Source organism: Ferrovibrio sp. GW821-FHT12E11 (assembly GCF_058806975.1).
In genome coordinates, this window is sequence record NZ_JBXAQG010000001.1 from 311,920 (window position 1) to 338,902 (window position 26,983).

A 26,983-nucleotide genomic window follows, 5' to 3' on the forward strand; every position below is an offset into this window, starting at 1 on the left:
CTTCCTCCGTATACGTGGAGGCAACTATAAGTCAGCCGTCGGAACGAGGCCATGCCCACTGCAGCCAGCCCGGACGCAACCGGGGCAGGCTTGGCCACAACACCGGCTGCCAGTCCCAGCCGGCCGCCACGACCGCATCGCGCACGGCCAGCAGCAGCGGATCGTTGTCGTCGAGCAGCAGGCCGTTGTTGCGCCAGCGCTCGGGTGGCGACGGCGCCTCGCCCAGGCGTTCGGGCGGCGGACTGCGGCCGACCAGCGGCAACACCTTGACGACGCTGCGTTCGAGATCGATGACGAGATCGACGCCGGTGATCCAGTCGCGGCCGGCCAACAGGCCAAGATCCTGCTGCCGCAGGTCGTCGCTGCGGCCGGCAATGGTCAGGCCGTCCGGTTTGCGGATCGTGCTGAGACGCAGGTTGCGGTTATCCAGCCCGATCAGGCGCAGACGCAGTTCGCTGGCCGGCACCGGCGCGCCCTCGCCGACGCGCAGCGCGCTGTGCTCCAGCCACTGACCGGCCACCAGCACATGCAGCAAAATCCATAAACCCGCCAGCGCGCTATGACCGCCGCGGCTGTGCAGCATGCGCAGCGGTCCGGGAAAGCGGCGGGCGCGCAGGGCCGGGATCGCCTGACGCCGCCGCGCCAGCGCCGGACTGTCGGGGCCATAGAAGGCAAACAGCGTATCGCCGATCACCAGCCACTGGCCCTTGGCATAGCCGCGTTTCTTCTCGCCGGCGCCGCCGGTCTGGAACGAGACGCCGGCATCGGCATATTCCACCCCGGCGGCGGCAAAGCTGGCGAAGCGCTGCTCGGCCGCAGACTGGGCTGCCGTCTCGGTGCGGAACCGCGCGGCGATGCAGGCGGTGCCGTCATGGAAGCGCGCCAGTTCGGCCGCCTGCGCCTCAGGGAACAGCGGCCGCAGATCGCGGTATTCGCCGGCATGGCGGCCGAACACCGCCCAGGAATTCATGAAGCCGCCATAGCGGGTGGCCAGTGCGATGGTATCGATGCGCAGGCGGCGCGCCGCCCAGCGGTCAAACAGGGCATAACCGGCCGCCGGCAGGCCGATGCCACTGAGCAGAATCAGCAGCAGGGCCAGCCAGGGTCCGTTGGCCGCCCAGTCCACAGTCGCCATATTGGCCGACAGCTGCTCGATCATGCGTTCTGTTTGCCTGAAAACCCGAATTGTAACAAGGGGATACCTTATGACGCGGTTGTTAACGGAATCTTTGCCGCGCGCCGGCTAAAGGAAACACTGCTCTTATCAGGTTCAGCGCATGCCTCCTGTCACGCCCTTCCCGCCCGCCGCCACCGCCGATAGCTATCGCATCGGCGGCCATAAGGTGAGCTACGAGCTGCTCAACACCATGAAGCAGGCCAGCAGCCGCACCGGCGTCGACTTCGCCTATCTGGTGGCGCAGGCCGGACAGGAAAGCGGCTTCAAGGCCGATGCCCAGGCCAAGACCAGTTCGGCGCGCGGCCTGTTCCAGTTCATCGAAAGCACCTGGCTGGAAACCGTGCGCGACCACGGCGCCAAACACGGCCTCGCCAGCGAAGCGCAGCAGATTTCCACCGGCAGCGATGGCCGCCCGCGTGTCAGCGATGCCGAGGCCCGCCGCGACATCCTGTCTTTACGTGACGATCCGCGCGTCGCCTCGGTGATGGCGGCGGAATATGCCCGCAGCAACCAGCAGATCCTGTCGCGCGAATTCGGCGTCGATGTGAAGAAGGTCGATCTCTATCTCGGCCATTTCCTCGGCGCCAGCGGCGCCACCAAATTCCTCTCTGGCCTGAAGGACAATCCGGCGCAGAGCGGCGCCGCCCTGCTGCCGGAAGCCGCGTCTGCCAACCAGGGGGTGTTCTACACGCCCGATGGCAAGGCGCGCTCGCTGGGCGATATCTATGCCTTTTTCACCCGCAAGCTGGAAAACAATGCCACCGGCCTGGAGACCGTGCCGCTGGACAGCGCCGAGACCGTGGCGCGTAGCGGCAAGGGCGGCTCGGCCGTGCAGACCCATCTGGACGAACAGCGCCGCATTGTCGATCACGGCGTCAAGATGATGGCGATGGAACTGCTGCACAAGATCATGAGCGGCAAGACCCGCCTGACCAGCGGCAGCAAAACCGATACCGACATCTAGCGCCTGAAACGCAAACAGCCCCGGTCTGCACCGGGGCTGCCGCAAACGGCTATCCTTCGAAAATTCAGACCACGCGCGCGATCACCGGCTTGCCGGCGAAATGCGCGGCCAGATTCTTCAGCACCAGATCGCCCATGGCCTGACGCGTCTGATGCGTGGCCGAACCGATATGCGGCGCCAGTGCCACATTATCCAGCTTCCACAGCGCCGACGGCACATTCGGCTCGTCGACAAAGACATCGAGGCCGGCGCCCGCCAGCTTGCCGTCGACCAGCGCCTTCACCAGCGCCGGCTCGTCCACCACGCTGCCACGCGCGATATTGACGACATAGCTTTTCGGTCCCAGCACATCGATCACCGCCTGGTTCACGATGCCATGGGTTTCCTTGCCGCCCGGGCAGGCGATCATCAGGATATCGACCTCCTTCGCCATGGCGACGAGGTTGTCGTAATACTTGTACGCAATATCGGCCTTCTTGCGCGGGCCGAAATAGGCGATCTCGACGCCGAAAGCCTCGGCGCGCCTTGCAATCGCCTGGCCGATCCGGCCCAGCCCCAGAACGCCCATCACCTTGCCGCCCAGCTTCTCGGTGAGCGGGAATTTGTCGGTCGGCCATTTGCCCTGGCGCACGAACTGATCGGCCTGCGGGATACGGCGCATCATCGCCAGCGTCAGCGACATCGCGGTATCGGCCACGCATTCGGTCAGCACATCAGGCGTGTTGGCGACGATGATGCCGCGCTCTTTCGCGGCGCCGATATCGATCGGATCATAGCCGACGCCGAAACTGGAAATCACTTCAACCTTGGGCAGGGCTTCCATCAGTGCCCTGTTCACGCCCGAGCTTGCCGAGGTGACGATGCCGCGCACAGTGGGCGCCACCTGCTTGAGCAGCGCGTCACGATCCTTGGCTTCCCACAGCTTGTGCACGACATAGTCGCGATCCAGCACCTGCTGCACGGCCGGCATCATGGCGATGGTCTGGACGATTTCGACGGCCATATGGCCCCTCCCTCATACTGATATATGAGTGAAGCCTAACGAAGCCCGCGGGGCGTATTCAAGGCGCAGCGGCGATTATTCCGCCGGCCCGGCGCTCAGGGCTTGCCGCCGAACAAGCGCACGAGATCGAAATGCCGGCTGACACCCAGCTTCCTGTAGAGGTTCCGCCGATGCACCTTGATGGTGTTTATGCTGTTTCCCAGCATATCGGCGATCCGCTTCGGCGGCACGCCGGCGGCCAGATGGGTGGCGACGCGGATTTCGGCGCGGCTGAGACCGAACTGCTCGGCCATGGTCTCGTCCACCGTTGTCACCGTTGCTGGCGGCCCGACAATCTGCACCGCCAGATCGACTTCATCGCCAGCGAAGAGGAATTTGCGCAGCGCCAGCGGCATGACATGCACCCGCCAGGCCTGCGCGCCGGACGGGCGACGCACCGCCAGCGATACAGCAGGCTCCATCTCGCCCGCTGCAACCGATTGCAGCAGACGGTGAATGGCCTGCTGCAGCAGGCCGTCATCCTCGGGCAGCGCTGCCCGCAGCAGGCTATCCGTCAGGCTCAGGCCATCCGCATCGCCCAGCAGGGCCTCGGCCTGCGCATTCATCACCTGCACCTTGCCGCGGCGATCCAGCAGCACCAGACCGTCGCCGCGCTGGTCCGCGGACATGCGGATGACATCGATGTGGCGGTCACGCGCGATCATGCGGTTGCGAATGCGCAGCATGGTACGGAAATGCGGCACCAGGTCTTCCAGGCCGGCGACCGCATCGGTGTCGAACTCGCCATGGCTGCCGCCGCGATTGAGCACGAAATAATTATGCCGCCCCTCGCCCTCGCCGAAGATGCCAGTGACCAGGTATTCATGGCCGTCCGGCTTGAGGAATTCATTGATGAAGGCGTCACGCGCGCGCCGCTCGGGATCGACGATCTGGCTCGAGGTCATGACGCGGCCGTAATTCTGCTTCTGCAGCATCACCGGACGGAAGGGGCTGAGCGCCGCGTAATAGCCGGGCACCGTGCTGGCGCCCTGCTGCGGATCGACGGCGCTGGAGATGCGGAGGTGATCGTGGCGGGAGTGGCCGTCCATGGTCGCGACCGTGGCCAGGCTGGCGTCATAGGCCAGCGCCAACTCGCTGAGAAACGGTTTCAGCGCGCCGTCGTCGACGACGGTCATGTACAGCTTCTCAAGCAGGGCTGAAGAATTCCGGGCGGTCAGATGCGGCATGACATCCCCCTGGGCTCGCGCGCGGCTAACCCATAGGGGCGGAGGCGTTTCCGATCAAGGCCGTTTTTGCGAGAGACTCGCCGAAACACCGCATGAAATCTGCGTGAACAGCAGACTCTTGTATGCAATGCACGCAAACTAATCCCGCAGGATTAGCGCCGCATGCTGACGGTCTCTCTATCTGGAATATTTCCAAAAAAGAGAGACGGACCCTCAGGCGGCCCGGCTGGCCGCCGTCGTGGTCGCCTGCTGGTCCGGCAGGGGCTTGCGCAGCGGCGCCAGGTTTTTCAGGAACTGGTCGGTGCAGGCATCCCAGGAATACTGCAGCGCCAGCGCGCGGCAGGCCTCGGGCGACTTGCCCAGCGCCCCCTTGATCGCCACCGCCAAATCCTCGTCGAGGCAGCCGACCTCCGGATGCGGACCGACGATGTCGATCGGCCCGGTGACCGGATAGGCCGCCACCGGCACGCCCGATGCCATGGCTTCCAGCAGCACCAGACCGAAGGTGTCGGTCAGGCTGGGGAAGACGAAGACATCGGCGGCCGAAAAATAGCTGGCCAGATGGCCGTTCTCCAGATAACCGGCGAAGACCGCTTCCGGATACTTGGCGCGATAGCCTTCCAGGTCGGGGCCGATGCCGACCACCAGCTTGGTGCCGTCGAGCTTCAGTTTCAGGAAGGCCTCGATATTCTTGTCGACCACGACGCGGCCGGCATAGAGATAGATCGGTCGGGGCAGATCGAGGATGTCCTTCGGCCGCGGCTTGAAGCGTTCGACATCCACGCCGCGCGACCAGGTGCGCAGGTTCTTGAAGCCATGCTCGGTCAGGCTCTGGGCCAGACTGTCGGTCGCCACCATCACGCCGGCGCCGCCATTGTGGAACCAGCGCATGAAGGCATAGCTCCAGCTGAGCGGCAGGCCGCTGCGCTCATGGACGTATTCGGGGAATTTGGTGTGATAGGCGGTGGTGAAGATTAGGTCGTTGCGCTTGCAGTATTTGCGCGCCGCCATGCCCAGCGGACCCTCGGTGGCGATATGGATGGCGTCCGGGGCAAAGACCTCGATCAGCCGCACCAGCTTGCGGTATGGCAGGATAGCCAGCTCGATCTCCGGGTAGGTCGGGCACGGGATGCGGCGGAATTGCTCCGGCCCGATCACCTCGACCAGATAGCCGCGCTTTTCCAGGATCTCACGGGTCTTGGTCAGCGTGCGCACCACGCCATTGACCTGGGGGTGCCATGCATCGGAAACGATCAGAATGCGCATTGCGTGATCTCTCTCCCTAAACCGGCCCTTCCGGCCGAATCACCGATTCCCTATTCCATCGCGATTCGATGACAGGGCGATGAAAGCCTGGGGATAAGTCGGAGACAGTCGTGACAGGTCGATGACAATCCACAGTCCGGGACAGCTTGCCCCGGGATTGCCGCTGCGGGGACGGATTGTCATAATCCGGTCACTGACTCCGGGGGACTTCCATCATGCGCCTTGCCGCCATTCTGGCCTTTTCCGTGCTTGCCCTTGCCCTGCCCGCCCAGAACATCGCCTGGGCCCAGGACAAGGTGGTCAACGTCTATAACTGGTCGGATTACGTGGATCCGCAGGTACTGAAGGATTTCGAGGCCGCGACCGGCATCAAGGTCCGTTACGACGTCTATGACAGCAACGACACGCTGGAGAGCAAACTGCTGGCCGGCAAGACCGGCTACGACATCGTGGTGCCGACGCAATACTACATGGCGCGCCAGGTGCAGGCGAAGCTGCTGCGCCCGCTCGACAAGGCGAAGATCCCGAACCTGAAAAACCTCGATCCCGCCCTGATGGAGCGGCTGGCGAAATTCGATCCCGGCAACGCACACGCTGCCATCTATCTCTGGGGCACCAGCGGCATCGGCCTGAACCCCGACAAGATCAAGCAGCGCATGGCCAATCCGCCGGCCTATTCGCTGAAGATGCTGTTCGATCCGGAGATCGTGTCGAAATTCGCCGATTGCGGCGTGATGGTGCTGGATGCGCCGGACGAGCTGATGACCGCCGCGCTGAAATATCTCGGCCTCGATCCCAATGCGAAAGACGCCGCCAGCCTCGCCAAGGCCGAAGCGGCGCTGCTGAAGGTCCGGCCTTTCATCCGCAAGTTCCACTCCTCGCAATACATCAACGACCTCGCCAACGGCGATGCCTGCCTGGTCTACGGATTCTCCGGCGACATCCTGCAGGCGCGGACACGCGCGGAAGAAGCCAAGAAGGGTGTGAAGGTCCAGTACCTGTTGCCGCGCGAAGGTGCGCAGCAGTGGTTCGACGTGATGGTGATGCCGGCCGATGCGCCCAACCCCGACAACGCCCATGCCTTCATCAATTACATCCTGCAGCCCAAGGTGATCGCGAAGATCACCAATGCCGTGCAGTATCCCAATGCCGTGCCCGCCTCGCTCTCGCTGGTCGACAAGGAAGCCATGGCCGACAAGGATGTCTTCCCGCCGGCCGATGTCATCAAGTCGCTTTATACCGTGCAGCCCTTCAACCAGGCCGAACAGCGCCTGCTGACCCGCATCTGGACCCGCATCAAGGGCGGCAACTGACCGCATGAGTCTGTTGCAGGTCGAGGGCGTCAGTAAATCCTATGGCGACGAAACGGCAGTCGATGCCCTCGACCTGAGCGTTGCGCCGGGAGAGTCCCTGGTGCTGCTTGGCCCCAGCGGCTGTGGCAAGTCGACCCTGCTGCGCATGATCGCCGGACTGGAAGTGCCCGATGCCGGCCGCATCCTGCTGGATGGCGCCGACATCACGGCGCTGCCGCCGCACAGGCGGCCGGTGAACATGATGTTCCAGTCCTATGCGCTGTTTCCGCATCTGAGCGTCGCCGACAATGTCGCCTTCGGCCTGCGCCGCGACGGCCTGCCGAAGTCCGAGATCGAAACCCGCGTCAGCGAGGCCATGGCGATGCTCGAAATCGCCGGCTTTGCGAAACGCAAGCCGCATCAGCTGTCCGGTGGCCAGCAGCAGCGCGTGGCCCTGGCGCGCGCGCTGGTGAAGCGGCCGCGCCTGCTGCTGCTGGATGAACCGCTCGGCGCACTGGACAAGCGCCTGCGCCAGCAGACCCAGGCCGAGCTGCGCAAGCTGAACCGCCAGACCGGCATCGCCTTCGTCTTCGTCACCCATGACAATGACGAAGCCATGGCGCTGGCCGACCGTATCGCCGTGATGGATCATGGCCGCATCCGTCAGATCGACCAGCCGCGCACCATCTACGACCGCCCGGTGGACCGCTTCGTCGCCAGCCTGATGGCCGAGACCAACCTGTTCGAGGCCGAGATCGTCTCGGCCGATGGCGCGGCGAAGAGCGGCAGCCTCGACCTGCGCTTCCGCCCCGAAGGCCGCACCGGCGGCCGGCAGCTGCTGGCGCTGCGCCTGGAGCAGATCGAGATTGCCCGCGAAGCATTGCCCGCCGGGCCGAATACCGCGACCGGCACGATCACCGATATCGACTATATCGGCGACATGACCACGGTGGACGTGACGCTGGCCGATGGTCGGATCATCAAGGCCTCGCAGCTCAATGCCATTCACGAGCCGTTGCTGGAACTGGACCAGAGCGTGTGGCTGAGCTGGGATGCCGATGCGTTGATCCCGTTGCGGGACAGCCTGTGAGCCGGCGCCGCCTCGCCCTGCTTGCCCTGCCCGGCCTGTGGCTGCTGGCGCTGGTCGCCATCCCGCTGCTGCTGGTACTGAAGATCAGCTTCGCCGAACCTCTGCTGGCCCAGCCGCCCTATACGCCGCTGATCGAGGATGGCGTCTGGAACGCACAATTGGGCAATTACGCCCTGATCTTCAAGGATGCACTTTATCTGCGCGCCTTCGGCAACAGCCTGCTCTATGCCGGCCTGTCGACCGTCTTCTGCCTGGTGCTGGGCCTGGGCATCGCCCGTGCCGTCGATCGCGCGGCAGAGCGCTGGCAGCCGCCGCTGCTCACCCTCATCGTGCTGCCCTTCTGGACCTCGCTGCTGATCCGCGTCTATGCCTGGATCGCGCTGCTGAAACCTGAAGGCCTGATCAATGCCGCCCTGCTCTGGCTCGGGCTGATCGACCAGCCGCTGGTGATGATCAATACCGGCTTCGGCATCATCATCGGCATGACCTACAGCTACCTGCCCTTTGCCATCCTGCCGATCTATGCCAGCCTGCATGGTCAGCCGCGCCAGCTGGCCGAAGCCGCCATCGATCTCGGCGCTTCGCCCCTGAAGGCCTTCTGGCTGGTCACCGTGCCGCTGGCCCGCCCCGGCCTGATCGCGGCGGGGCTGCTTGTCTTCATTCCCACCATGGGCGAGTTCGTCATCCCCGACCTGTTGGGCGGATCGGGCACCATCATGCTGGGCCAGACCATCTGGACCGAATTCTTCTCCAACCGCGACTGGACCATGGCCTCGGCGATCGCCGTGCTGCTCACCGCCCTGCTGCTGGCGCCAGCCCTGTGGCTGCAGAAGGTGGAACTCGCCGACGACAAGGGGGCGGCACACTGATGCAGCGCTTTGGCGGCATCCATCTCACGGCGCTCGGCCTCGGCCTGGCTTTCCTCTACCTGCCGATCCTGCTGGTGGTGATCTTTTCCTTCAACGCCTCGCGGCTGGTCACGGTCTGGGGCGGCTGGTCGCTGCACTGGTACGAGACGCTGTTTTCCAATCCCGCCTATCTGGACGCGGCGCTGTTCAGCTTGCGCATCGGCGCGCTGTCAGCGACGCTCGCCACCATCATTGGCACGGCCGGCGCGCTGGCGCTGACCCGGCTTGGCCGCTTCCCCGGCCGCGGTCTGTTTGGCGCCATGATGCTGGCGCCGATGGTGCTGCCGGAGGTCATCCTCGGCGTCAGCCTGCTGCTGCTGTTCGTGGCGCTGGATGTCGAGCGCGGCCTGCTCACGGTGACGATTGCTCATGCCACCTTCGGCGCCGCCTTCGTGCTGGTGATCGTGCAGTCGCGGCTGGTGACGCTGAATCCCGACCTGGAAGCGGCCGCCCGCGATCTCGGCGCCGGTCCCGTGCAGGCTTTCCTGCTGGTCACCGTACCTGGCATCGCGCCGGCCCTGGCCGCTGGCTGGCTGCTGGCGTTCACGCTGTCGGTCGACGATGTGGTGATCGCCTCTTTCGTGAACGGGCCGGGGGCCACGACGCTGCCGATCAAGGTTTACAGCGCCGTGCGTTTAGGCATCTCGCCCGAGATCAACGCGATCTCCACCATCATGATCGCCGCGGTGACCCTGCTGGTCATTGCCGCCAGCCTGCTGCACAAGCGCAGCCTCGCCAGGGACTGAACAGGGACCGGAGCGGCCCAGGCGCTGGCAGAGACGCTTCCGCCAGCACCCGGCCCTCCGCTCGCCCGCCTCAGATGAGCTGGCCACCAGAGACTTCGATCCGCTGCGCGTTGATCCAGCGATTGTCCTCCGACAGCAGATTGGCGATCATCGGACCGATATCATCGGGCAGGCCGGCGCGGCCGAGCGCCGTCATGCCGGCGAAGACCTTGTTGATCTCCGGGTTGTCGCGCACGGCGCCGCCACCGAAATCGGTTTCGATCGCACCCGGCGCCACGGTATTCACCGCGATGCCGCGTGCCCCCAGCTCCTTGGCCAGATACACGCTCAGCACTTCGATGGCGCCTTTCACGGCTGCATAGGCGGCATAACCGGGATAGGACATGCGCGTCAGGCCCGAGGAGAGATTGACGATGCGGCCACCATCGGCGATCAGCGGCAGCAACGCCTGGGTCAGGAAGAAGACACCCTTGAAATGCACATTCAGCAGGCCATCAAACTGCGCCTCTGTGGTGTCGGCGATCAGGGCGTAGTCGCCATGGCCGGCATTGTTCACCAGATGGTCAAAGCTCTCGCGGCCCCAGATCGTGCGCAGGGCCGTGCGCAGCTTTTCGACGAAGGGCGTAAAGGCGGCGACATTGCCGCTGTCGAGCTGAAAGGCGACAGCCTTGCGGCCCAGCGCCTTGATTTCGGCAACGACGGCTTCGGCATCGGCGCTGCGGCTCTGATAGGTGAGGATGACGTCGCCGCCGCGGCGGGCGATGCTCAGCGCGGTATTTCGGCCGAGGCCGCGGCTGGCGCCGGTAACGAGAGCGATCTTGGTCATGGTTGCCTCCTGGGTTGGGGGGAAAGTGCTTGGGACGCCCCGAATATCGGCCCGGAAAACTGGGCTTTGTTGCCGGAAGCTCGCGGTTCTTTGCCTAATCCTCCAAAACCTCGTGCGCCCTGGGCCGCAAGCGGCTAGGCTTTCCCCATGACCGCCTTGTTCGATCTCGCCCGCCGCTATGCCGAAGCCCATGCCGATGCGCAGGGCATCGCACGGACGCCGATCCCGAACCTGTTCCTGGTGCGCGCCGCCGGGCCCAGCGCGCTCGACTACGCGATCTCGCGTCCGCTGGTCTGTCTCGTCCTGCAGGGCAGCAAGCATGTCACCATGGGCAAACAGGGCTTCGCTTTCAGCGCCGGCGATTCATTGCTGATCACCGCCGATGTCCCGACCGTCAGCCAGATCACCCGCGCCAGCATCGCCACGCCCTATCTGTCGCTGGTGCTGGATCTCGATCTGCCGGTGATCGCCGAGCTGGCCGTGGAAATGAAGGCCGCCACAGGCGACGCCGATCATGCGCCCGTGCGCGTGGAGCCAACCGATACGGAAGTGGCCGATGCGGCGCTGCGGCTGCTGAAGCTGCTGGAGCGACCCGCATCCGTGCCGGTGCTGCAGACCCAACTCGTGCGCGAGATGCATTACTGGCTGCTGGCCGGCAAGCATGGCTCCGCGATCCGCCGACTGGGCTGGCCCGATGGCCATGTGCAGCGCGTAGCCCGCGCTGTGGCGATCATGCGTGCGGAATACAGCCAACGTCTGCCGGTCGAGCGGCTGGCGGATGTCGCAGGCATGAGCCCCTCGTCTTTCCACCAGCATTTCCGCGCGGTGACTTCGCTCTCGCCGCTGCAATTTCAGAAGCAGCTCCGCCTGATCGAGGCGCGACGGCTGATGCTGTCGGAAGGCATCAGCGCCAGCCATGCGGCCTTCACGGTCGGCTATGAAAGCGTGTCGCAGTTCACTCGCGAATACGGCCGGCTGTTCGGTCTGCCCCCGGTGCGCGAGACTTCTGCCGCGAAGGACAAGGCCCGAGTGGCTTAAGTCAGCGGAAAATCCTTCAGCGCCAGATCAAGCCGGCGCCAGAATTCACTCTCATCGCCGGGCAGGCCAAACCGCACCCAGTGCGCCTGGTAGTCGAACAGGCGCACATGGATGCCCTGGCCCTGCAGGGCCACGGCAAAGGCGGCGGCATCCTGCAGCTTGGCCAGGCGATAGAGGGAAATGCCGCCCAGCACATGAATGCCGCGGTCGCGCATGCCCTGGTCGAAGCGGCGGCTGCGCGCCCGCAATTCGTCGCGCATCGCGGCTTGCCATTGCGTATCGCGGAGCGCCGCAGCGCCGATTTCCAGGGCCGGCCCGCTGACCGCCCAGGGACCGATGGCGGCATCAAGTACGGCCAGCACCTCGGGATCGCCCAGCACGAAACCGAGCCTGAGTCCGGCCAGGCCGAAGAATTTGCCGAACGAGCGCAGGATCAGCAGGTTCGGGATGCCGGCCAGTGGCGCCAGCGAGAGCTCCGGCACCACATCGGCAAAGGCTTCATCCACGATCAGCCAGCCGCCGCGCGCGCTCAGTTCGGTATGCCAGCGCTGCAGCATCTGCGCGCCGATGGCGCGACCGTCGGGATTGTTCGGGTTCACCACGACCAGAATATCGGTGCCGCTCAGCGTACCGGGGATGCCGTCGATCTCGGTGACCGCATGGCCGTTCTGCTGCCAGGCATGGGCATGTTCGCCATAAGTCGGCCCCAGCACGCTGACCCGCGCCGGTGCGAACAGTCGCGGCAGCCACTGGATTGCCGCCTGGGTGCCGGGCACGGCGACAATGCCGGCACGTTCGGTATTGCAGCCATAGGCCTGACGCGCCGCCTCCAGCAGATCGGCCAGCGCCGCGCGGGCCGGCAGCCGCGTCCAGGCATCGGGCGACAATGCCGGCAGGGGATACGGCACCGGATTGATACCGGTGCTGAGATCGAGCCAGTCGCCGGCGAAGGCATCCGGTGTGGCGCGCAGCGCACTGAGGTCGCCGCCATGGACAGGCCCGGAAACGACAGGCGCGGCAGGTTGACGGCTCGGCGGGACCTCGCCCATGGTGACCTCATCTGAAACGCCTGATCTCATCAACGAAGGGCGATTGTACGGTGCAGCCTGCAGCAATCAACCTCTGGCTCCTGGTCGTTGCGCTCGGTCTGGAAGCCCTGATCGGCTGGCCGGCCGCGTTCCATCGCGTCATTGGCCATCCGGTCAGCTGGATCGGCGGCCTGATCGGCCTGCTGGAGCGCAACCTGAACAGTCCGCTGCGCAGCGATGGCTGGCGGCGGCTGGCCGGTGCTGCCGCCCTGCTTCTGGTGCTGCTGGCGACCGCCGTAATTGCCATGGCAGTCAGCGCCGCCCTGCGCAGCCTGCCCTGGGGCTGGCTGCTGGAAGCCGCGCTCTGCGCCAGCCTGCTGGCGGCGCGCAACCTGCACGACCATGTGGCCGCCGTGCGACGCGGCCTGGAGCTCGACGGCCTTGCCGGCGGCCGCAAGGCGGTGGCGATGATCGTCGGCCGCGACCCCGACAGCCTGGACGAACACGGCGTCAGTCGCGCCGCGCTGGAAAGTCTGGCCGAGAATTTTTCCGATGGCGTGGTGGCGCCGGCCTTCTGGCTGCTGGTCGGCGGCCTGCCCGGCATCGCGCTCTACAAGGCGCTCAACACCGCCGACAGCATGATCGGCCACAAGAGCGAACGGTATCGCGCCTTCGGCTGGGCGGCGGCCCGGCTGGACGATCTGGTCAACCTGCCCGCCTCGCGGCTCAGCGCCCTGCTGCTGATTGTGGCTGCCGCGCTGCTGCCGAACGCCAGCGCCGCCGGGGCCTTCAAGGCCGTGGAACGCGATGCGGGCCGGCACCGCTCGCCCAATGCCGGCTGGCCGGAAGCCGCCATGGCCGGCGCACTCGGCCTGAAACTGGCCGGGCCGCGCCGCTATGGCGAAACCTGGGTCGAGGATCACTGGATGGGTGATGGCCGCGCCGAGGCCGTGGCCGGCGATATCCGCCGTGGCCTGCATCTGTATCGCATCGCCGTGGCGCTGCTGTTCGGCGCAGCCCTGGTCAGCGCGCTGCTTTGATCAGCGCATCCATGTCGAGATGCCGCTCGACAGCTTCGGCCAGCGCATCCAGCGCCGCATCCACGCCGGCCTCGTAATCGCCCGTCGCCACAGAGCGCCCGGTAAGCTGCGACAGATAGGCGGCACGGAAGGCATCGCTGCCGAACAGGCCATGCAGGTAACAGCCGGCGATGCGGCCATCCAGCGCGGCGGCGCCGTCATGACGGCCCTGCAGGCGCAGCAACGGCCGTGCGGTGTCCGGACCCGCTGTATTGCCCACATGCATCTCGTAACCCTGCACGGCTTCGCCGGTGAAGCGTTCGAAGCCGCGGGTCTCGATCAAGGTCTTGGCATCGGTCAGCACGGTATCGACCTGCAGCAGGCCGAGGCCCTCGATCGCTTCCGGCGCACCCTCGATGCCGGATGGATCGCTGATGCTGCGGCCCAGCATCTGGTAGCCGCCGCAGATGCCCAGCACGCGGCCGCCGCGCCGCAGATGTGCGGTCAGATCGCCATCCCAGCCCTGTTCGCGCAGATATTTCAGATCGGCGATGGTGGCCTTCGAGCCGGGCAGGATGACCAGCGCCGCATCGGCCGGCAGCGGCTGGCCCGGCGGCACGAAGACCAGGCGCACGCCCGGCTCCTGTCGCAGCGGATCGAAGTCGTCGAAATTGGCGATATGCTTCAGCCGCGGCACGGCGATCACGGTATCCCCGGCGCCGGCCTCGGCGTTATCCAGCCCCAGCGCGTCTTCCGCCGGCAGGCGACTGACTTCGGCCAGATGCGGCAGCACGCCGAAACTGCGCCAGCCCGTACGCTGCGTGATGACCTGCAGGCCCTCGTCGAACAGGCTGGCATCGCCGCGGAACTTGTTGATCACATAGCCGGCAACCAGCGCCTTCTCTTCCGGCTCCAGCAGCGCCGCCGTGCCGACCAGCGAGGCGATCACGCCGCCACGGTCGATATCGCCCACCAGCACCACGGGCACACCGGCCCGCGTGGCGAATCCCATATTGGCGATATCGTTGGCGCGCAGATTCACCTCAGCCGGCGAGCCGGCGCCCTCGACGATGACGAAATCGACCTCGGCCTGCAGCCTAGCGAAGCTTTCGGCGACGAAGGGCCAGAGTTCGGCCTTGCGGCTTAAATAGCCGCGCGCATCGCTCTGCGCATAGATCCTGCCCTGCACGATAATCTGGCTGGTGCGGTCGCCCTGGGGTTTGAGCAGCACGGGATTCATATGCACGCTGGTCGGCACATTGGCGGCGCGCGCCTGCAGCGCCTGCGCCCGGCCGATCTCGCCGCCATCGGCGGTGACGGCGGCATTGTTCGACATGTTCTGCGGCTTGAACGGCAGCACGCGATGGCCGCGCCGGACCAGCGCCCGGATCACGCCGGCGCAGAGCACCGACTTGCCCACATCGGAGCCGGTGCCCTGGAACATGAGCGCGCGTGCCGTCATTTCAGGACCAGCGGCAGGCCGGCGGCGGTGAAGATCACATGATCCGCCGCCGCAGCGATGGCCTGGTTGAGCCGGCCCTGATGGTCGCGGAAGTCACGTGCGAGTTTATTCTCCGGCACGATGCCGAGGCCGACCTCGTTGGAGACCAGCAGCACCGGACAGCGCGCCGCCTTCAGTGCCCCGATCAGCCGCTCGGTCTCGGCCGCTATATCGCGGCCGGCATGCATCAGGTTTGACAACCACAGGGTCAGGCAGTCGACCAGCACGGCGCCGGCATCCACAGGCAGGCCGATCTCCAGCGGCGCTTCCACGGTCTGCCAGCGCGGCCCGCGCCGCGCGACATGCTCGGCGATGCGCTGGCGCATCTCGTCATCCCAGGCATCGGCTGTGGCGATATAGACCAGCGGCCCCTGGCGTTCGGCGGCCAGCTGCTCGGCCAGCCGCGACTTGCCCGAGCGCGCACCGCCGAGGATCAGGGTGATCTTCGCATCGGTGCGCGGCCCGGCTGCCATCTCAGGCTTTCACCTTCTCGCGCATGGTGACAAATTCTTCCGCCGCCGTCGGGTGGATGCCGATGGTGGCGTCGAAATCGGCCTTGGTCGCCTTCGCCTTGATGGCAATGGCAATGCCCTGCAGGATCTCGCCGGCGCTCTCGCCCACCATATGGGCACCGATCACGCGGTCGGATTTCGCATCCACCACCAGCTTCATCATCACGCGCTCCTGGCCACCCGAGACGGTGGCGCGCAGCGGCTTGAAACTGGTGCGGTAGATATCGACGTCGCCATACTGCTTGCGGGCGTCGGCCTCGCTCAAACCGACCGTGCCCACCGGCGGCTGGCTGAACACGGCGGCCGGCACATCGGCATGATCGGGCGAACGCGGCTTGTTGCCGAACACTGTATCGGCAAAGCAATGACCCTCGCGGATCGCCACCGGCGTCAGGTTGATGCGGTTGGTGACGTCACCCACGGCATAGATATTCTCCACGCTGGTGCGCGAATATTCGTTCACCACCACGGCGCCATCGGCATCGGTCTTCACGCCGATGGCCTCCAGGCCGAGGCCGTCGGTATTGGGCTTGCGGCCGGTGGCGGCCATCACGGCATCGACCTCCAGCGTGCTGCCATCGGTCAGATGCACCAGCAGGGCGGCGCCCGCCTTCTCAACCTTCGTCACGTCGGTTTTCAGCTTCAGGTCGATACCGCTCTTGACCAGCTCGCCGGCCAGATGGTTGCGGATATCGTCGTCGAAGCCGCGCAGGATCTGGTCGCCGCGATAGAGCACGGTGACGGCCGAGCCAAAGCCGTTGAAGATGCCGGCGAATTCCAGCGCGATATAGCCGCCGCCGACCACCGCGATGCGCTTCGGCTGGTCTTTCAGATGGAAAGCCTCGTTCGAGCTGATCATCAGCTCGGCGCCCGGGATCGCCGGCCTGACCGGATGGCCGCCGGTGGCGATCAGTATCTTGTCGGCCGTCACTGTCTTGTCGCCGATCACCACGGTATGGGCGTCTTTGAGCGTGGCGCGGCCGTCGAAGGTTTTTGCGCCGGCATTCTCGAACAGCTTACGGTAGATGCCTTCGAGCCGGGCGATTTCCTTGTCCTTGTTGGCGATCATCGTCGCCCAGTCGAAGCTCGGCTCCGGCACCGTCCAGCCGAAGCCGGCGGCATCCGCGAAGGCATGGGCATATTCCGAACCGTAGACCAGCAGCTTCTTCGGCACGCAGCCGCGGATCACGCAGGTGCCGCCATAGCGGTATTCCTCGGCCACGCCAACACGCGCGCCATAGCCGCCGGAGATACGCCCGGCGCGCACACCGCCGGAACCGCCGCCGATCACAAAGAGGTCGAAATCATACTGGGTCATGCGGGTCCGGTCCTTCGGCAGCGTATTCGGCAGGCAGTTCATGCCCACGGCCGACGCTGGAGATCAGGGTGCGGACCTCAGGATAGCGGTGAGCCACCGCAATGTGGTGCAGGCGGAGCGCTTCGACAAGCGTGCCGCCCAGTCCGAGCAGGCGGTCGGCATGACCGATCATCACCGTATTGGGCCAGGCCTTGGGACGGATATCGCCCAGGGCGGCAAAGATATCGGCCGCGCGGCCCGGATTGCGCTGGGCCATCAGGGCGACGGCCGAAGCGGTCGAACGCGAGACGCCGGCATAGCAATGCACCAGCAGATGCTTCACCGGCTGCGCCGCCAGCTTCTCGCCCACCTTCAGGATGGCGGCCACGTCATGCTCGGTCGGCAGGGTGCGGCCGGCCGCCTCGGTGACGATATCGTAGAAGCGGAATTCATCGCGCAGCGCCTGCGGGTGATGCACATAGCCGTCCGGCTGCGGCGTGCCGGGATCGAGGATACCGAGGATATGCGTCACGTTGCCGGCAAACTGTTCCAGCTCGGCAACGCCACAGATGCTCAGGTCATAGGGCAGCAGGCCCCGGTCGCGGACACTCATTCAGCTCACTCTACGGTTACGGATTTGGCCAGGTTGCGCGGCTGATCGACATCGGTGCCTTTCAGCACGGCGACATGATAGGCCAGCAGCTGCACCGGAATGGCATAGAGGATCGGCGCCACAAAGGGATCGACCTCGGGCAGTTCGACGGTGGCGAAGGTGCGCTCGTCGATATGGGCGAAGCCCTTCCTGTCCGACATGAAAATTACCTTGCCGCCGCGCGCCATCACCTCCTGCATGTTGGAGATAGTTTTCTCGAACAGGCTGTCGCTCGGCGCGATCACGATCACCGGCACCACTTCGTCGATCAGCGCGATCGGACCATGCTTCAGCTCGCCCGCCGCATAGCCTTCGGCATGGATATAGGAAATTTCCTTGAGCTTCAGCGCGCCTTCCATGGCCAGCGGATAGCAGGGACCGCGGCCAATATACAGCACGTCGCGCGCATCCATGATCTTCTCGGCCAGGGCATGCAGGGCATCGTCGTGGTTGAGCACCTCGGCCGCCTGGGCCGGCACCTCCATCAGCGCCGCCATCATGCGGGCGAGATCGGCAGCCGGCAGGGATTTGCGGGCCTGCGCCATGGCCAGGGTGAAGGCGGCCAGCGTCACCAGCTGGCAGGTAAAGGCCTTGGTCGAGGCGACGCCGATTTCCGGGCCGGCCTTGGTCGGCAGCACGCCGTCGGCTTCGCGCGCCATGCTGCTTTCCGGCACATTGACGATCACCAGCGTACGGCCGCCATTCTGCTTCACATAACGCAGCGCGGCCAGCGTATCGGCGGTCTCGCCCGACTGCGAGATAAAGATCGCCAGCCCGGCAGGATCGACCGGGGCTTCGCGGTAGCGGAATTCCGAAGCCACATCGACCTCGACATTGATTTTCGCATAGCGCTCCAGCCAGTATTTCGCCACCAGGCCGGAGTAATATGACGTGCCGCAGGCAACGATGGTGATGCGGGTGATCTTGGCCAGATCGAGGCCGAGATCGGGCAGATGCACCAGGCGGTCGGTCGGGCTGACCACGGTATTGATGGTGTCGCCCATCACCGCCGGCTGCTCGTAGATTTCCTTCTGCATGTAGTGGCGGTAGTTGCCCTTGCCGATCATGGCGCCGCTGATCGCGGTCGGCTTCACCACGCGCTCCACCTTCGCATTGGCGGCATCGTAGAACTGCGCGCCAGCCCGGGTCAGCACCACGCTGTCGCCTTCTTCCAGATAGGCGATCCTGTCGGTCAGCGGCGCCAGCGCCAGGGCATCGGAGCCCAGATACATCTCGCCATTGCCAAAGCCCACGGCCAGCGGCGCGCCGCGACGGGCGCCGATCAGCAGGTCTTCCTTGCCATGGAACAGGATGCCGAGCGCAAAGGCGCCGCGTAGGCGGCTCAGCGCAGCCTGCACCGCGGCAACCGGATCGTTGCCTTCGGCCAGATACTGGTCGATCAGGTGCAGGGCCACTTCGGTATCGGTCTGGCTGGTGAAGCTGTGGCCCTTGGCCACCAGTTCCTCGCCCAGTTCGCGGTAATTCTCGATGATGCCGTTATGCACCAGCGCCACGCGCGCCGTGGCATGCGGATGCGCATTGGCCTCGTTGGGTGCGCCATGGGTGGCCCAGCGCGTATGGGCGATGCCGATGAACCCCTGCAGCGGCTGCTGGGTCAGACGCTCTTCCAGATTGACGATCTTGCCCTCGGCACGGCGCCGTTCGATGGCGCCGCTCTGCACCAGAGTGGCGATGCCGGCGGAATCGTAGCCGCGATATTCTAGGCGCTTCAGCCCGTCGATCAGCAGCGGCACGACATTGCGCGTCCCCACCACTCCCACAATGCCACACATACTGCTGCTCCTACTTTTTAGTCTTGAGGGCCGACTTCATGGCGCGGAACTTCGCGGCCAGGCCGGGCTTGTCTTCCTGCCGCGCGCGCGCGACGCTCATCGCATCGGCCGGCACATCGCGGGTGATCACACTGCCGGCCGCCACCATGGCGCCGTCGCCGATCTTCACCGGTGCCACCAGTGCCGAGTTCGAGCCGATGAAGGCGCCGGCCCCGATATCGGTATGCGCCTTGGTGAAGCCGTCGTAATTGCAGGTGATGGTGCCGGCGCCGATATTGGCTTTCGCACCGATGCGGGCGTCGCCGATATAGGTCAGGTGATTGACCTTGGCGCCGGCCTCGATGCTGGCATTCTTGATCTCGACGAAATTGCCGATATGGGCCCCGGCCGCGATCCTGGTCCCGGGCCGCAGGCGCGCGAATGGGCCGATCGTCGCACCCGACGCAATGCTGGCGCCCTCGATATGGCTGTGGCTGCGGATCAGCACGCTGTCGGCGATGTTGACGCTCGGGCCGAAGACGACATAGGGCTCGATCACCACATCCTGTCCCAGCACGGTGTCGGTGCGCAGGAACACCGTCTCCGGCGCGGTCATGGTCACGCCGCCGGCCATCGCGGCCTGGCGCAGGCGCTGCTGCATCGCGGCTTCGGCGATACTCAGCTCGGCGCGATTGTTGATGCCCATCACCTCGACCGGATCGGCCTCCACCACGCCGCAGGTCCAGCCCGCCGCATTGGCATGCTCGACCACATCGGTCAGCAGGAATTCGCCCTGCGCATTCTTGTCGCTCAGCTTCGCCAGCAGGGCCGGCAGGCGCTTACCGTCCAGTGCCAGCAGGCCGGCATTGCACAGCGTCACCGCGCGCTCGGCCGCATCTGCATTCTTGTATTCGACGATCTTTTCCAGCAGGCCGTCGGCATTGACGATCAGCCGGCCATAGGCGGCCGGATCGGCGGGGCGAAAGCCGGTGATCACAGCAGCGGGATCATGGGCCGCGCGCCGCGCCGCCAGCAGGTTCTGCAGCAGCGCCGGCGTCAGCAGCGGCGTATCGCCATAGAGCACGATCACGTCGCCGGCAAAGCCCTCCAGCGCCGGCATTGCGGCCATCACCGCATGGCCGGTGCCGCGCGGCGGATCCTGCACAGCAACACTGGCCGGCGCGGCCGCCGCGGCCACCGCGTCATGTCCCTTGCCGATCACCACGACGACACGCTCGGGCTGCAGCGTGGCCGCCGTATCCAGCACATGCCGCAGCATCGCCTGCCCGGCCACCGGATGCAGCACCTTGGGCAGCGTCGACTTCATGCGGGTGCCCTGGCCTGCGGCCAGAACGACAACGGCGGTGGCCAGTTTCGCCATGCTTGGGTTCCGTGTAAAAGGTCGGTGATTCGCCGGCTTTTTTGCCGCGCGGACTGTCTCACAGTCCAGTCGGAAAGCGGAAATAAATTCCAATTTCGGTCTGTTTCAAGGTCTTACCAATTGTAACGCCTCCCGAACCGCGGAAAAACCATGACCCGGAAAGCCATTCTGTTCGACCTTGACGGCACACTGGTGGATACCGCGCCTGACCTGGTGGCGGCAACCGACTATGCGCTGGACCGCGCCGGGCGGGCGATGATCGGGCTGGACGCGGTGCGCAGCATGGTGGGCGATGGTGCACGCGCCCTGCTGGAAAAAGGCTTCAAGGCCAGCGGCGGCATGCCGGAGCCTGCGGCCTTCGAGATGGCGTTCAAGGATTTCATGATCTATTACGAGCGCCATCTGGCCGATACCAGCCGTCCCTTCCCCGGTGTCACCACCTGCCTGGCCCAGCTGTCCGAACAGGGCTATGCGCTGGGCGTGTGCACCAACAAGCCCGAAGGCTTTTCCCGCAGCCTGCTCGACCAGCTCGGCCTGATCGGGTTCTTCGGCACCATCGTCGGCGGCGACAGCCTGCTGGTGCGCAAACCCGATCCCGGCCATATCCGCGGCACGCTGGACAGGCTCGGCGAGGATTTCGCCTGGGCCGCGATGGTGGGCGACTCCGCCAACGATGTGAATGCCGCCAAAGCCGCCGGCCTGCCCTGCGTGGTGGTCAGCTTCGGCTATACCACCATCCCGCCGGCCGAGCTGGGCGGCGACCGCCTGATCGACCATTTCTCGGATCTGCCCGACGCGCTTACCGCCCTGGGTGGCTGACGACCGGCACTTACACGCTGCCGATCTGGAAGCCGTCGTGCACGCGGGCCGGCGGCAGATGCACCGTCACCTTCGTACCCACGCCCGGCGTGCTCTGGATATCGAGCCAGCCGTCATGCATCTGCACCAGGCGTTCGCTGAGCGGCAGCCCCAGGCCGGTGCCGGACTGGCCGCGGGTGAGGGAATTCTGGATCTGGCCGAACGGCTGCCGCGCGATCTTGATCTGCGCTGCCGTCATGCCGACGCCGGTATCGGTCACCACATAGGCAAAGCCGCCGCCTTCGACGCATTCGCCGGTCAGCGTCACCTGGCCGGATTCGGTGAACTTGATCGCGTTGGCCAGCAGGTTGATGAGCACCTGCAACAACGCGCGGCGGTCGGCATGCAGCTGGATCAGCCGTTGCGGCGGCACGACTTTCAGCTCCACGCGACCGCGCTCGATCTTGTCGCGCACCAGGCGCGTCGCCGCCGTCATGATCTCGTCGGCATCGAAATCTTCTTCGGCCAGCTCGAACTTGCCGGCCTCCACCTTCGACAGGTCGAGGATATCGTTGATGATCGCCAGCAGCAGCTCGCCGCTGGCATGGATGTCGCCGGCATATTCGCGATAGCGCGGCACATTCACCGCTCCCAGCATCTCGTTGCGGATGATCGACGAGAAGCCGATGATGGCATTGAGCGGCGTGCGCAGTTCATGGCTCATATTGGCGAGGAATTCCGACTTGGCGCGGTTGGCCTCTTCCGCTGCCCGTTTCGCTGACAGCGCCGCCAGTTCGGCCTGCTCCTTCAGTTCCACCACCCGGCGCTCGCGGAACAGCAGCAGCACCAGCCCGATCACCAGCAGCACTGCAAAACCGGTCAGGATGCCGACGCCGTCGGCAAAGCGGTCGAGCCGGCGCTCCTGCGTCAGCAGCATGTCGCGCGCCGTGCTGCGCGACTGTTCCAGCAGACCCAGCAGCCGGTTGGCGGCATCCTGCGCCCGGCCATGAATCAGCGCCATCACGGCGGGCGAATTGGGTTCCTGCCCCGGTACGCCGCGCTCGAACCAGCGCGCGATATCCTGCAGCGCCGGATTGGCCACGGCATGCATGCCGGCCGCTCCCACCATATTGTCGAGATTGTAGTTGGCGCGCAGCGCATCGGCACGGGCGCGGGTGGAATAGAGATACACCGCCACGCGGTTGCGCGATGCATCGCTCGGATCACGCCGCCAGGCCTCCACCGCCCAGACCAGGTTGCCGATCTCGCGGATCATGGTTTCGGCATCGCGCTCCTGGTCCAGCAGCGTCAGCGGCAGGTCGCGCGCCACCGTGGTGAGCGTATTCTGGATATAGAAGGCAATGCCGAGGACGCCGGCCACCACCAGGATCATAACCGCCGCAATCTGCTGCCGACCGAAGACGAATTTCATCATCAACCCGTCGGCAGGCCACGCGCCCGGTAAAACCGCTCGGCGCCCGGATGCAGCGGGATACTGCGTCCGGTGGTGGCGGCCGGGAAACGGATATCCTGCCCGCGCGGATGGCCGCTGCGCAGGATCGCCTGGCCGCGCTCGCTCCACAGCGCCTCCAGGAACCCGGCGATCAGCTCGTCGGGCAGATCGGCGCGGGCAATCAGCTGCGCGCCGACCATCAGGGTCGGAATCTCCGGCTGGCCCGCATAGGTGCCGGCCGGGATGCTGCCGAAGCTGAGGAACGGATTGCGCTGCATCACGCCGCGCACCTGGGCTGCATCCAGCGGCAACAGCCGGGCGCCTGCGGTCGCCAGCGCATCCTCCACCGACTTCACCGGCCAACCGGCAACGATGAAAAAGGCGTCAAGCAGGCCGCCGGCCATCTGCGGGATGGCCAGGTCGGGCTTGATGTAGAAGGCGCGCAGGTCGCTTTCGGTCAGGGCGTAAGCGCCAAGCAGGTTGCGCACATGGATCAGCGAGCCCGAGCCCGGTTCGTCCAGCGCCACGGCGCGGCCGCGCAGATCGTTGATGCGGCCGATATTGGCCTGGCGGCGCACCACCACATGCATGGCTTCCGAATACAGATGCGCAACGAAGCGCAGCCGGTCCTGCGAGGGCCGGTTGGCATAAATCTCCTTCGAGCCATAAGCCCAGGTGGCGACATCGGCCTGCACCAGCGCCATCTCGATCTCGCCGTTCTGCAGGGCCGTCGCATTGGCGACCGAGCCATTCGAGGTCTGCGCCACCGCCACCAGGCCGGTCACGCCACACCGGCCGTCACGCTCCTGCCCGGCCGCACAGCCCGGGCCGAGCGGCGTCTCGCTGACCGCACGGGCGATCAGACTGCCGACCGGAAAATACGTGCCGCTTTCACCGCCGGTGCCGATCCGCACCACGGCCGGCGCCTGCTGGGCCGCGGCCGGCAGGACCTGCGCCGCCAGGCCGGCCAGCCCCAGCACCGCCAGGACCAGCCGGGTCGTGACGCGGGGGCGCAGCGGGGCGGGCGCGCTCATCTATTCGGCATCCGGCTGCTGCGCCGGCGCGGCCCTGGCAAAGGCCTCCAGCGTCTGGCAGGCCGCCTCGATCCGCATCACGGTCGGGCAGCCCGAGAAATCGCATTTGAAGCGGCGGCCGTTGGCCACCTGCGGCACCAGGCAGATATCGGCCATGGTCGGCGTGTCGCCATGGCAGAAGCGGCCGGTGGCCGGGCTGGCCGCCAGCAGCTTTTCCACCGCCTGCAGACCATCTTCCACCCAGTGGCGATACCAGGCGTCCTTTTGCTCTTCCGAGACGCCGAGCGTGCCGGTCAGGTAGCGCAGCACGCGGGGGTTGTTGATCGGATGGATTTCGCAGGCCACCGCCAGCGCCAGGGCCCGCACCCGGGCGCGGGCAGCCGGATCCTTCGGCAGCAGCGCCGGTTCGGGATGGGTTTCCTCCAGATATTCCATGATCGCCAGCGACTGGGTCATCTGGGTGCCGTCATCGCCGACCAGCACCGGCAGCAGCTTCTGCGGATTGATCGCAGCAAAGCTGTCCTTCAGCTGCTCCAGCTTGGCCAGATGGATAAAGGTCTGGTCGTAGGCCAGGCCTTTCAGATTGAGCGCGATCCGGACCCGATAGGCGGCCGAGGACCGGAAATACCCATATAGCAGCATAGCCCCCCTCCAATGCGCCGGATTCTACCGCAGTCTCGTTATGTTACAAAGCCTTGTCGGGATTATTGGACCATCGAAAGGGTTGCCGCGCCGTCAGCGCCCGCTCTATTGTCGGCGCGCCCTGCGGACCCCATCTGTCCGGCATGGGCCAATGGATGGCACAGGCTGGCAGGGTAGCCTTAGAACATGCGTCTGACGATTAACGGCGAAATGCGCGACATGGCGGCAGCGGCAACCGTGGCACAGCTGCTGGGTGCCCTGGAGCTGGATGCGCGCAAGATCGCCATCGAGCTGAACCGCGAGATCGTACCGCGCTCGGCCTATGACGCGACCGCGCTCAACGACGGCGACAAGATCGAGATCGTGCATTTCATCGGTGGCGGCAATGCGCCGCTGGAGCAGGACGATTATTTCGAGGTGGCGGGCAAGCGTTTCCGCTCGCGCCTGCTGGTCGGCACTGGCAAATACAAGGATTTCGAGCAGACCAAGCTGGCCATCGAGGCCTCGGGCGCCGAGATCGTCACCGTGGCCGTGCGCCGCGTGAATGTCACCGACCGCAACCAGCCGATGCTGGTCGATTACGTCGATCCCAAGATCTACACCTACCTGCCCAACACCGCCGGCTGTTTCACCGCCGACGACGCCGTCCGCACGCTGCGCCTGGCGCGCGAGGCCGGCGGCTGGAAACTGGTGAAGCTGGAAGTGCTGGGCGACCAGAAGACCCTCTACCCCGACATGGAAGCCACACTGGCCGCGACGAAGCTGCTCGTGAAAGAGGGCTTCGACGTCATGGTTTACTGCGCCGACGACCCGATCGCGGCGAAGAAGCTGGAAGAGCTGGGCGCCTGCGCCATCATGCCGCTGGCCGCGCCGATCGGCTCGGGCCTGGGCGTACAGAACCCGGTCGGCATTCGCGTCATCATCGAGAATGCGAAAGTACCGGTGCTGGTGGATGCCGGCGTCGGCACCGCGTCGGACGCCGCCATCGCCATGGAACTGGGCTGCGACGGCGTGCTGATGAACACCGCGATTGCCGAAGCCAAGGACCCGATCCGCATGGCCCGGGCGATGAAGCTGGCCATCGAAGCCGGCCGCCTCGCCTATCAGGCCGGCCGCATGCCGAAGAAACTGTATGCTGATCCTTCGTCGCCGCTTGCCGGCCTGATTTAAACCTTGTCGGGGCGGTCGTGAACGAACTCATCCAGCTCTTTGCCGAATTCCGCGTCTGGTTTTCATCGCTCCTTGATATCGACCGCCTGATCACGGATTACCGTGAGTGGTTCTATATCATCACCTTCGTCTGGACCTTCCTGGAAGGCGAGACCTTTGTGATCTTCGCCGGTGCCGCTGCCAGCCAGGGCATGCTGCACATGTACTGGCTGATTGCCGCCGCCTGGCTCGGCAGCTTCTGCGGCGACCAGCTTTATTTCTGGGTCGGCCGCCAGTATGGCCACCGCCTGCTCAAGCGCTTCCCCAAGCTGCAGGGCGGCGTCAACGTCGCCCTCGACATGCTGCACAAATACCATGTCGGCTTCATCCTCAGCTTCCGCTTCATCTATGGCGTGCGCAATTTTTCGTCGCTGGCCATGGGCATGAGCATGATCTCCTGGCCGCGCTTCGCCGCGCTCAACTTTGTCGCGGCCGGCCTCTGGGCCAATGCCTTCAGCTGGGCGGGCTACCTGCTCGGCGTGATGTTCGAGGCGGCGCTGGGCAATATCGCCAAGGATTTCGGCCTGATCATGCTGGGCATCTTTGCCGTCGTCGGCATCGTGCTGTTCTTCGTGCATCGCCGCGGCAAGAAGAACTTCGAGGCCAAGGTCGCCGCGCAGCAGAAGCAGCAGGTCGCCCCGCCGACCAGCGTGGACTAGGCGACGTCCACCTTATCCATCTTCGCATTCAGCTTGTCGATGATGCGGTCGAGCTGAGCCGCCTCGTCCGCCGTCAGGGCCGTCAGCAGGTCGCGCTCGAAGCCCAGCGCCAGCGGCGCGATCTCGCTGTACACCGTGAGGCCCTTTTTAGACAAAGTGAGTCGCGACTTGCGCTTGTCGCCATCGTCGCGCACCCGCTCCAGCAGGCCCTTGCTTTCCAGCGCCGCCACCGCGCGGCTGACCGTCACCTTGTCCATCGCCGAGCGCTCGACCACGTCGTTGGCGGTCAGGCCCGGATAACGGCCGAGATTCGCCACCACCCGCCATTCCGGAATGCTGATGCCGAAACGCTCCGCATAATGACGGGACAGGGCGCCGCTGATGCGGTTGGTCACCACCGACAGCCGGTAAGGCAGGAAGCGCTCCAGCGCGAGCGGGCTTTTGGGCATTTCGGGTCCTCGGGACCTTGAATATAGTTTCAATTGTAACT

Annotated in this window: 26 protein-coding genes; 10 read left to right on the top strand and 16 right to left on the bottom strand. The window is 65.6% G+C overall.

Annotated features, from left to right (window positions below):
• Positions 1-31: 31 nt before the first annotated feature.
• Positions 32-1,159 carry a hypothetical protein gene (locus AC1ROT_RS01615; RefSeq protein WP_492996999.1) on the bottom strand — a complete coding sequence of 376 codons (1,128 nt, stop codon included), beginning with the start codon at positions 1,157-1,159 and terminating at the stop codon, positions 32-34.
• Positions 1,160-1,277: 118 nt separating this feature from the next.
• Here AC1ROT_RS01615 and AC1ROT_RS01620 point away from each other — a divergent pair, with 118 nt between their 5' ends.
• Entirely contained in the window at positions 1,278-2,141 is an 864-nt protein-coding gene (locus AC1ROT_RS01620) for a transglycosylase SLT domain-containing protein (RefSeq protein ID WP_492970480.1), read from the top strand.
• Between the two features lie 64 nt (positions 2,142-2,205).
• On the opposite strand, the gene AC1ROT_RS01625 is transcribed toward AC1ROT_RS01620, so the two are convergent.
• The 3 genes from AC1ROT_RS01625 to AC1ROT_RS01635 form a co-directional block, all read right to left on the bottom strand.
• A complete protein-coding gene (locus AC1ROT_RS01625; protein WP_492997000.1) occupies positions 2,206-3,144 on the bottom strand; it encodes a 2-hydroxyacid dehydrogenase in 939 nt (312 codons plus the stop codon).
• Between the two features lie 95 nt (positions 3,145-3,239).
• Complete coding sequence (locus tag AC1ROT_RS01630) at positions 3,240-4,370, bottom strand: helix-turn-helix transcriptional regulator (protein ID WP_492970478.1); 1,131 nt, start codon at positions 4,368-4,370, stop codon at positions 3,240-3,242.
• A 213-nt stretch (positions 4,371-4,583) separates the two neighbouring features.
• Entirely contained in the window at positions 4,584-5,636 is a 1,053-nt protein-coding gene (locus tag AC1ROT_RS01635; RefSeq protein WP_492997001.1) for a glycosyltransferase family 4 protein, read from the bottom strand.
• A 215-nt stretch (positions 5,637-5,851) separates the two neighbouring features.
• On the opposite strand from AC1ROT_RS01635, the gene AC1ROT_RS01640 reads away from it, so the two are divergent.
• From AC1ROT_RS01640 to AC1ROT_RS01655, 4 genes are read left to right on the top strand one after another with little or no spacing between them, the layout of a single operon-like run.
• Entirely contained in the window at positions 5,852-6,949 is a 1,098-nt protein-coding gene (locus AC1ROT_RS01640; protein ID WP_492997002.1) for a polyamine ABC transporter substrate-binding protein, read from the top strand.
• 4 nt (positions 6,950-6,953) lie between these two features.
• Positions 6,954-8,018: an ABC transporter ATP-binding protein gene (locus AC1ROT_RS01645; protein ID WP_492997003.1), complete on the top strand. Its 1,065-nt coding sequence runs from the start codon at positions 6,954-6,956 to the stop codon at positions 8,016-8,018.
• Positions 8,015-8,887 (top strand): ABC transporter permease, encoded by an 873-nt coding sequence (locus AC1ROT_RS01650; RefSeq protein ID WP_492997004.1) that lies wholly within the window; start codon positions 8,015-8,017, stop codon positions 8,885-8,887. The genes AC1ROT_RS01645 and AC1ROT_RS01650 overlap by 4 nt, the downstream gene beginning before the upstream one ends.
• A complete protein-coding gene (locus tag AC1ROT_RS01655) occupies positions 8,887-9,672 on the top strand; it encodes an ABC transporter permease (RefSeq protein ID WP_492997005.1) in 786 nt (261 codons plus the stop codon). The genes AC1ROT_RS01650 and AC1ROT_RS01655 overlap by 1 nt, the downstream gene beginning before the upstream one ends.
• 70 nt (positions 9,673-9,742) lie before the next feature.
• Here the strand turns inward: AC1ROT_RS01655 and AC1ROT_RS01660 are convergent, their stop codons facing one another.
• Positions 9,743-10,498, bottom strand: coding sequence for an SDR family oxidoreductase (locus AC1ROT_RS01660; protein WP_492997006.1), 756 nt, complete (start codon positions 10,496-10,498; stop codon positions 9,743-9,745).
• 147 nt (positions 10,499-10,645) lie between these two features.
• Between AC1ROT_RS01660 and AC1ROT_RS01665 the strand changes: the two genes are divergently transcribed.
• The gene (locus AC1ROT_RS01665) at positions 10,646-11,536 is read left to right on the top strand and encodes an AraC family transcriptional regulator (protein ID WP_492997007.1); all 891 of its coding nucleotides are present in this window, start codon (positions 10,646-10,648) and stop codon (positions 11,534-11,536) included.
• Here AC1ROT_RS01665 and cobD read toward each other — a convergent pair.
• Positions 11,533-12,585 (bottom strand): threonine-phosphate decarboxylase CobD, encoded by a 1,053-nt coding sequence (gene cobD / locus AC1ROT_RS01670; protein ID WP_492997008.1) that lies wholly within the window; start codon positions 12,583-12,585, stop codon positions 11,533-11,535. The genes AC1ROT_RS01665 and cobD overlap by 4 nt on opposite strands.
• Positions 12,586-12,635: 50 nt before the next feature.
• On the opposite strand from cobD, the gene cbiB reads away from it, so the two are divergent.
• On the top strand, positions 12,636-13,604 hold the full coding sequence (gene cbiB, locus AC1ROT_RS01675; RefSeq protein WP_492997009.1) for an adenosylcobinamide-phosphate synthase CbiB: 969 nt from the start codon (positions 12,636-12,638) through the stop codon (positions 13,602-13,604).
• On the opposite strand, the gene AC1ROT_RS01680 is transcribed toward cbiB, so the two are convergent.
• Genes AC1ROT_RS01680 through glmU form a run of 6 tightly spaced genes read right to left on the bottom strand, consistent with a single transcriptional unit; the run spans position 13,588 to position 20,698 of the window.
• Positions 13,588-15,045 carry a cobyric acid synthase gene (locus tag AC1ROT_RS01680; RefSeq protein WP_492997010.1) on the bottom strand — a complete coding sequence of 486 codons (1,458 nt, stop codon included), beginning with the start codon at positions 15,043-15,045 and terminating at the stop codon, positions 13,588-13,590. The genes cbiB and AC1ROT_RS01680 overlap by 17 nt on opposite strands.
• Positions 15,042-15,557 carry a bifunctional adenosylcobinamide kinase/adenosylcobinamide-phosphate guanylyltransferase gene (gene cobU / locus AC1ROT_RS01685; RefSeq protein WP_492997011.1) on the bottom strand — a complete coding sequence of 172 codons (516 nt, stop codon included), beginning with the start codon at positions 15,555-15,557 and terminating at the stop codon, positions 15,042-15,044. The genes AC1ROT_RS01680 and cobU overlap by 4 nt, the downstream gene beginning before the upstream one ends.
• A gap of 1 nt (position 15,558) precedes the next feature.
• Positions 15,559-16,914, bottom strand: coding sequence for a glutathione-disulfide reductase (gor, locus tag AC1ROT_RS01690; protein ID WP_492997012.1), 1,356 nt, complete (start codon positions 16,912-16,914; stop codon positions 15,559-15,561).
• Positions 16,901-17,506 carry a tyrosine phosphatase family protein gene (locus AC1ROT_RS01695; RefSeq protein ID WP_492970467.1) on the bottom strand — a complete coding sequence of 202 codons (606 nt, stop codon included), beginning with the start codon at positions 17,504-17,506 and terminating at the stop codon, positions 16,901-16,903. Before AC1ROT_RS01695 ends, gor begins: the two co-directional genes overlap by 14 nt.
• A gap of 5 nt (positions 17,507-17,511) precedes the next feature.
• Entirely contained in the window at positions 17,512-19,338 is a 1,827-nt protein-coding gene (gene glmS, locus AC1ROT_RS01700) for a glutamine--fructose-6-phosphate transaminase (isomerizing) (protein WP_492997013.1), read from the bottom strand.
• A gap of 10 nt (positions 19,339-19,348) precedes the next feature.
• Complete coding sequence (gene glmU, locus AC1ROT_RS01705) at positions 19,349-20,698, bottom strand: bifunctional UDP-N-acetylglucosamine diphosphorylase/glucosamine-1-phosphate N-acetyltransferase GlmU (RefSeq protein WP_492997014.1); 1,350 nt, start codon at positions 20,696-20,698, stop codon at positions 19,349-19,351.
• Positions 20,699-20,848: 150 nt separating this feature from the next.
• Here glmU and gph point away from each other — a divergent pair, with 150 nt between their 5' ends.
• Complete coding sequence (gene gph, locus AC1ROT_RS01710) at positions 20,849-21,517, top strand: phosphoglycolate phosphatase (protein WP_492997015.1); 669 nt, start codon at positions 20,849-20,851, stop codon at positions 21,515-21,517.
• Between the two features lie 10 nt (positions 21,518-21,527).
• Here gph and AC1ROT_RS01715 read toward each other — a convergent pair whose 3' ends face one another.
• Genes AC1ROT_RS01715 through maiA form a run of 3 tightly spaced genes read right to left on the bottom strand, consistent with a single transcriptional unit; the run spans position 21,528 to position 24,625 of the window.
• Positions 21,528-22,931: a sensor histidine kinase gene (locus AC1ROT_RS01715; RefSeq protein WP_492997016.1), complete on the bottom strand. Its 1,404-nt coding sequence runs from the start codon at positions 22,929-22,931 to the stop codon at positions 21,528-21,530.
• The gene (locus AC1ROT_RS01720) at positions 22,931-23,983 is read right to left on the bottom strand and encodes a TAXI family TRAP transporter solute-binding subunit (protein ID WP_492997017.1); all 1,053 of its coding nucleotides are present in this window, start codon (positions 23,981-23,983) and stop codon (positions 22,931-22,933) included. Before AC1ROT_RS01720 ends, AC1ROT_RS01715 begins: the two co-directional genes overlap by 1 nt.
• Positions 23,984-24,625, bottom strand: coding sequence for a maleylacetoacetate isomerase (gene maiA, locus AC1ROT_RS01725; protein ID WP_492997018.1), 642 nt, complete (start codon positions 24,623-24,625; stop codon positions 23,984-23,986).
• A gap of 186 nt (positions 24,626-24,811) precedes the next feature.
• On the opposite strand from maiA, the gene thiS reads away from it, so the two are divergent.
• Together thiS and AC1ROT_RS01735 are read left to right on the top strand one after the other, a co-directional pair.
• Complete coding sequence (gene thiS, locus AC1ROT_RS01730; protein ID WP_492997019.1) at positions 24,812-25,795, top strand: sulfur carrier protein ThiS; 984 nt, start codon at positions 24,812-24,814, stop codon at positions 25,793-25,795.
• Positions 25,796-25,812: 17 nt separating this feature from the next.
• Positions 25,813-26,493, top strand: a complete 681-nt coding sequence (locus AC1ROT_RS01735) for a DedA family protein (RefSeq protein ID WP_492970459.1) — start codon at positions 25,813-25,815, stop codon at positions 26,491-26,493.
• Here AC1ROT_RS01735 and AC1ROT_RS01740 read toward each other — a convergent pair.
• Complete coding sequence (locus AC1ROT_RS01740; protein ID WP_492997020.1) at positions 26,490-26,942, bottom strand: MarR family winged helix-turn-helix transcriptional regulator; 453 nt, start codon at positions 26,940-26,942, stop codon at positions 26,490-26,492. The genes AC1ROT_RS01735 and AC1ROT_RS01740 overlap by 4 nt on opposite strands.
• Between the last annotated feature and the right edge of the window lie 41 nt (positions 26,943-26,983).

Bases quoted from the DNA above. Each gene is read 5' to 3' on its own strand.
- AC1ROT_RS01615 (WP_492996999.1), bottom strand. From the start codon at position 1,159: ATGATCGAGCAGCTGTCGGCCAATATGGCGACTGTGGACTGGGCGGCC.
- AC1ROT_RS01620 (WP_492970480.1), top strand. From the start codon at position 1,278: ATGCCTCCTGTCACGCCCTTCCCGCCCGCCGCCACCGCCGATAGCTAT.
- AC1ROT_RS01625 (WP_492997000.1), bottom strand. From the start codon at position 3,144: ATGGCCGTCGAAATCGTCCAGACCATCGCCATGATGCCGGCCGTGCAG.
- AC1ROT_RS01630 (WP_492970478.1), bottom strand. From the start codon at position 4,370: ATGCCGCATCTGACCGCCCGGAATTCTTCAGCCCTGCTTGAGAAGCTG.
- AC1ROT_RS01635 (WP_492997001.1), bottom strand. From the start codon at position 5,636: ATGCGCATTCTGATCGTTTCCGATGCATGGCACCCCCAGGTCAATGGC.
- AC1ROT_RS01640 (WP_492997002.1), top strand. From the start codon at position 5,852: ATGCGCCTTGCCGCCATTCTGGCCTTTTCCGTGCTTGCCCTTGCCCTG.
- AC1ROT_RS01645 (WP_492997003.1), top strand. From the start codon at position 6,954: ATGAGTCTGTTGCAGGTCGAGGGCGTCAGTAAATCCTATGGCGACGAA.
- AC1ROT_RS01655 (WP_492997005.1), top strand. From the start codon at position 8,887: ATGCAGCGCTTTGGCGGCATCCATCTCACGGCGCTCGGCCTCGGCCTG.
- AC1ROT_RS01660 (WP_492997006.1), bottom strand. From the start codon at position 10,498: ATGACCAAGATCGCTCTCGTTACCGGCGCCAGCCGCGGCCTCGGCCGA.
- AC1ROT_RS01665 (WP_492997007.1), top strand. From the start codon at position 10,646: ATGACCGCCTTGTTCGATCTCGCCCGCCGCTATGCCGAAGCCCATGCC.
- cobD (WP_492997008.1), bottom strand. From the start codon at position 12,585: ATGGGCGAGGTCCCGCCGAGCCGTCAACCTGCCGCGCCTGTCGTTTCC.
- AC1ROT_RS01680 (WP_492997010.1), bottom strand. From the start codon at position 15,045: ATGACGGCACGCGCGCTCATGTTCCAGGGCACCGGCTCCGATGTGGGC.
- cobU (WP_492997011.1), bottom strand. From the start codon at position 15,557: ATGGCAGCCGGGCCGCGCACCGATGCGAAGATCACCCTGATCCTCGGC.
- gor (WP_492997012.1), bottom strand. From the start codon at position 16,914: ATGACCCAGTATGATTTCGACCTCTTTGTGATCGGCGGCGGTTCCGGC.
- AC1ROT_RS01695 (WP_492970467.1), bottom strand. From the start codon at position 17,506: ATGAGTGTCCGCGACCGGGGCCTGCTGCCCTATGACCTGAGCATCTGT.
- glmS (WP_492997013.1), bottom strand. From the start codon at position 19,338: ATGTGTGGCATTGTGGGAGTGGTGGGGACGCGCAATGTCGTGCCGCTG.
- glmU (WP_492997014.1), bottom strand. From the start codon at position 20,698: ATGGCGAAACTGGCCACCGCCGTTGTCGTTCTGGCCGCAGGCCAGGGC.
- gph (WP_492997015.1), top strand. From the start codon at position 20,849: ATGACCCGGAAAGCCATTCTGTTCGACCTTGACGGCACACTGGTGGAT.
- AC1ROT_RS01715 (WP_492997016.1), bottom strand. From the start codon at position 22,931: ATGATGAAATTCGTCTTCGGTCGGCAGCAGATTGCGGCGGTTATGATC.
- AC1ROT_RS01720 (WP_492997017.1), bottom strand. From the start codon at position 23,983: ATGAGCGCGCCCGCCCCGCTGCGCCCCCGCGTCACGACCCGGCTGGTC.
- maiA (WP_492997018.1), bottom strand. From the start codon at position 24,625: ATGCTGCTATATGGGTATTTCCGGTCCTCGGCCGCCTATCGGGTCCGG.
- thiS (WP_492997019.1), top strand. From the start codon at position 24,812: ATGCGTCTGACGATTAACGGCGAAATGCGCGACATGGCGGCAGCGGCA.
- AC1ROT_RS01740 (WP_492997020.1), bottom strand. From the start codon at position 26,942: ATGCCCAAAAGCCCGCTCGCGCTGGAGCGCTTCCTGCCTTACCGGCTG.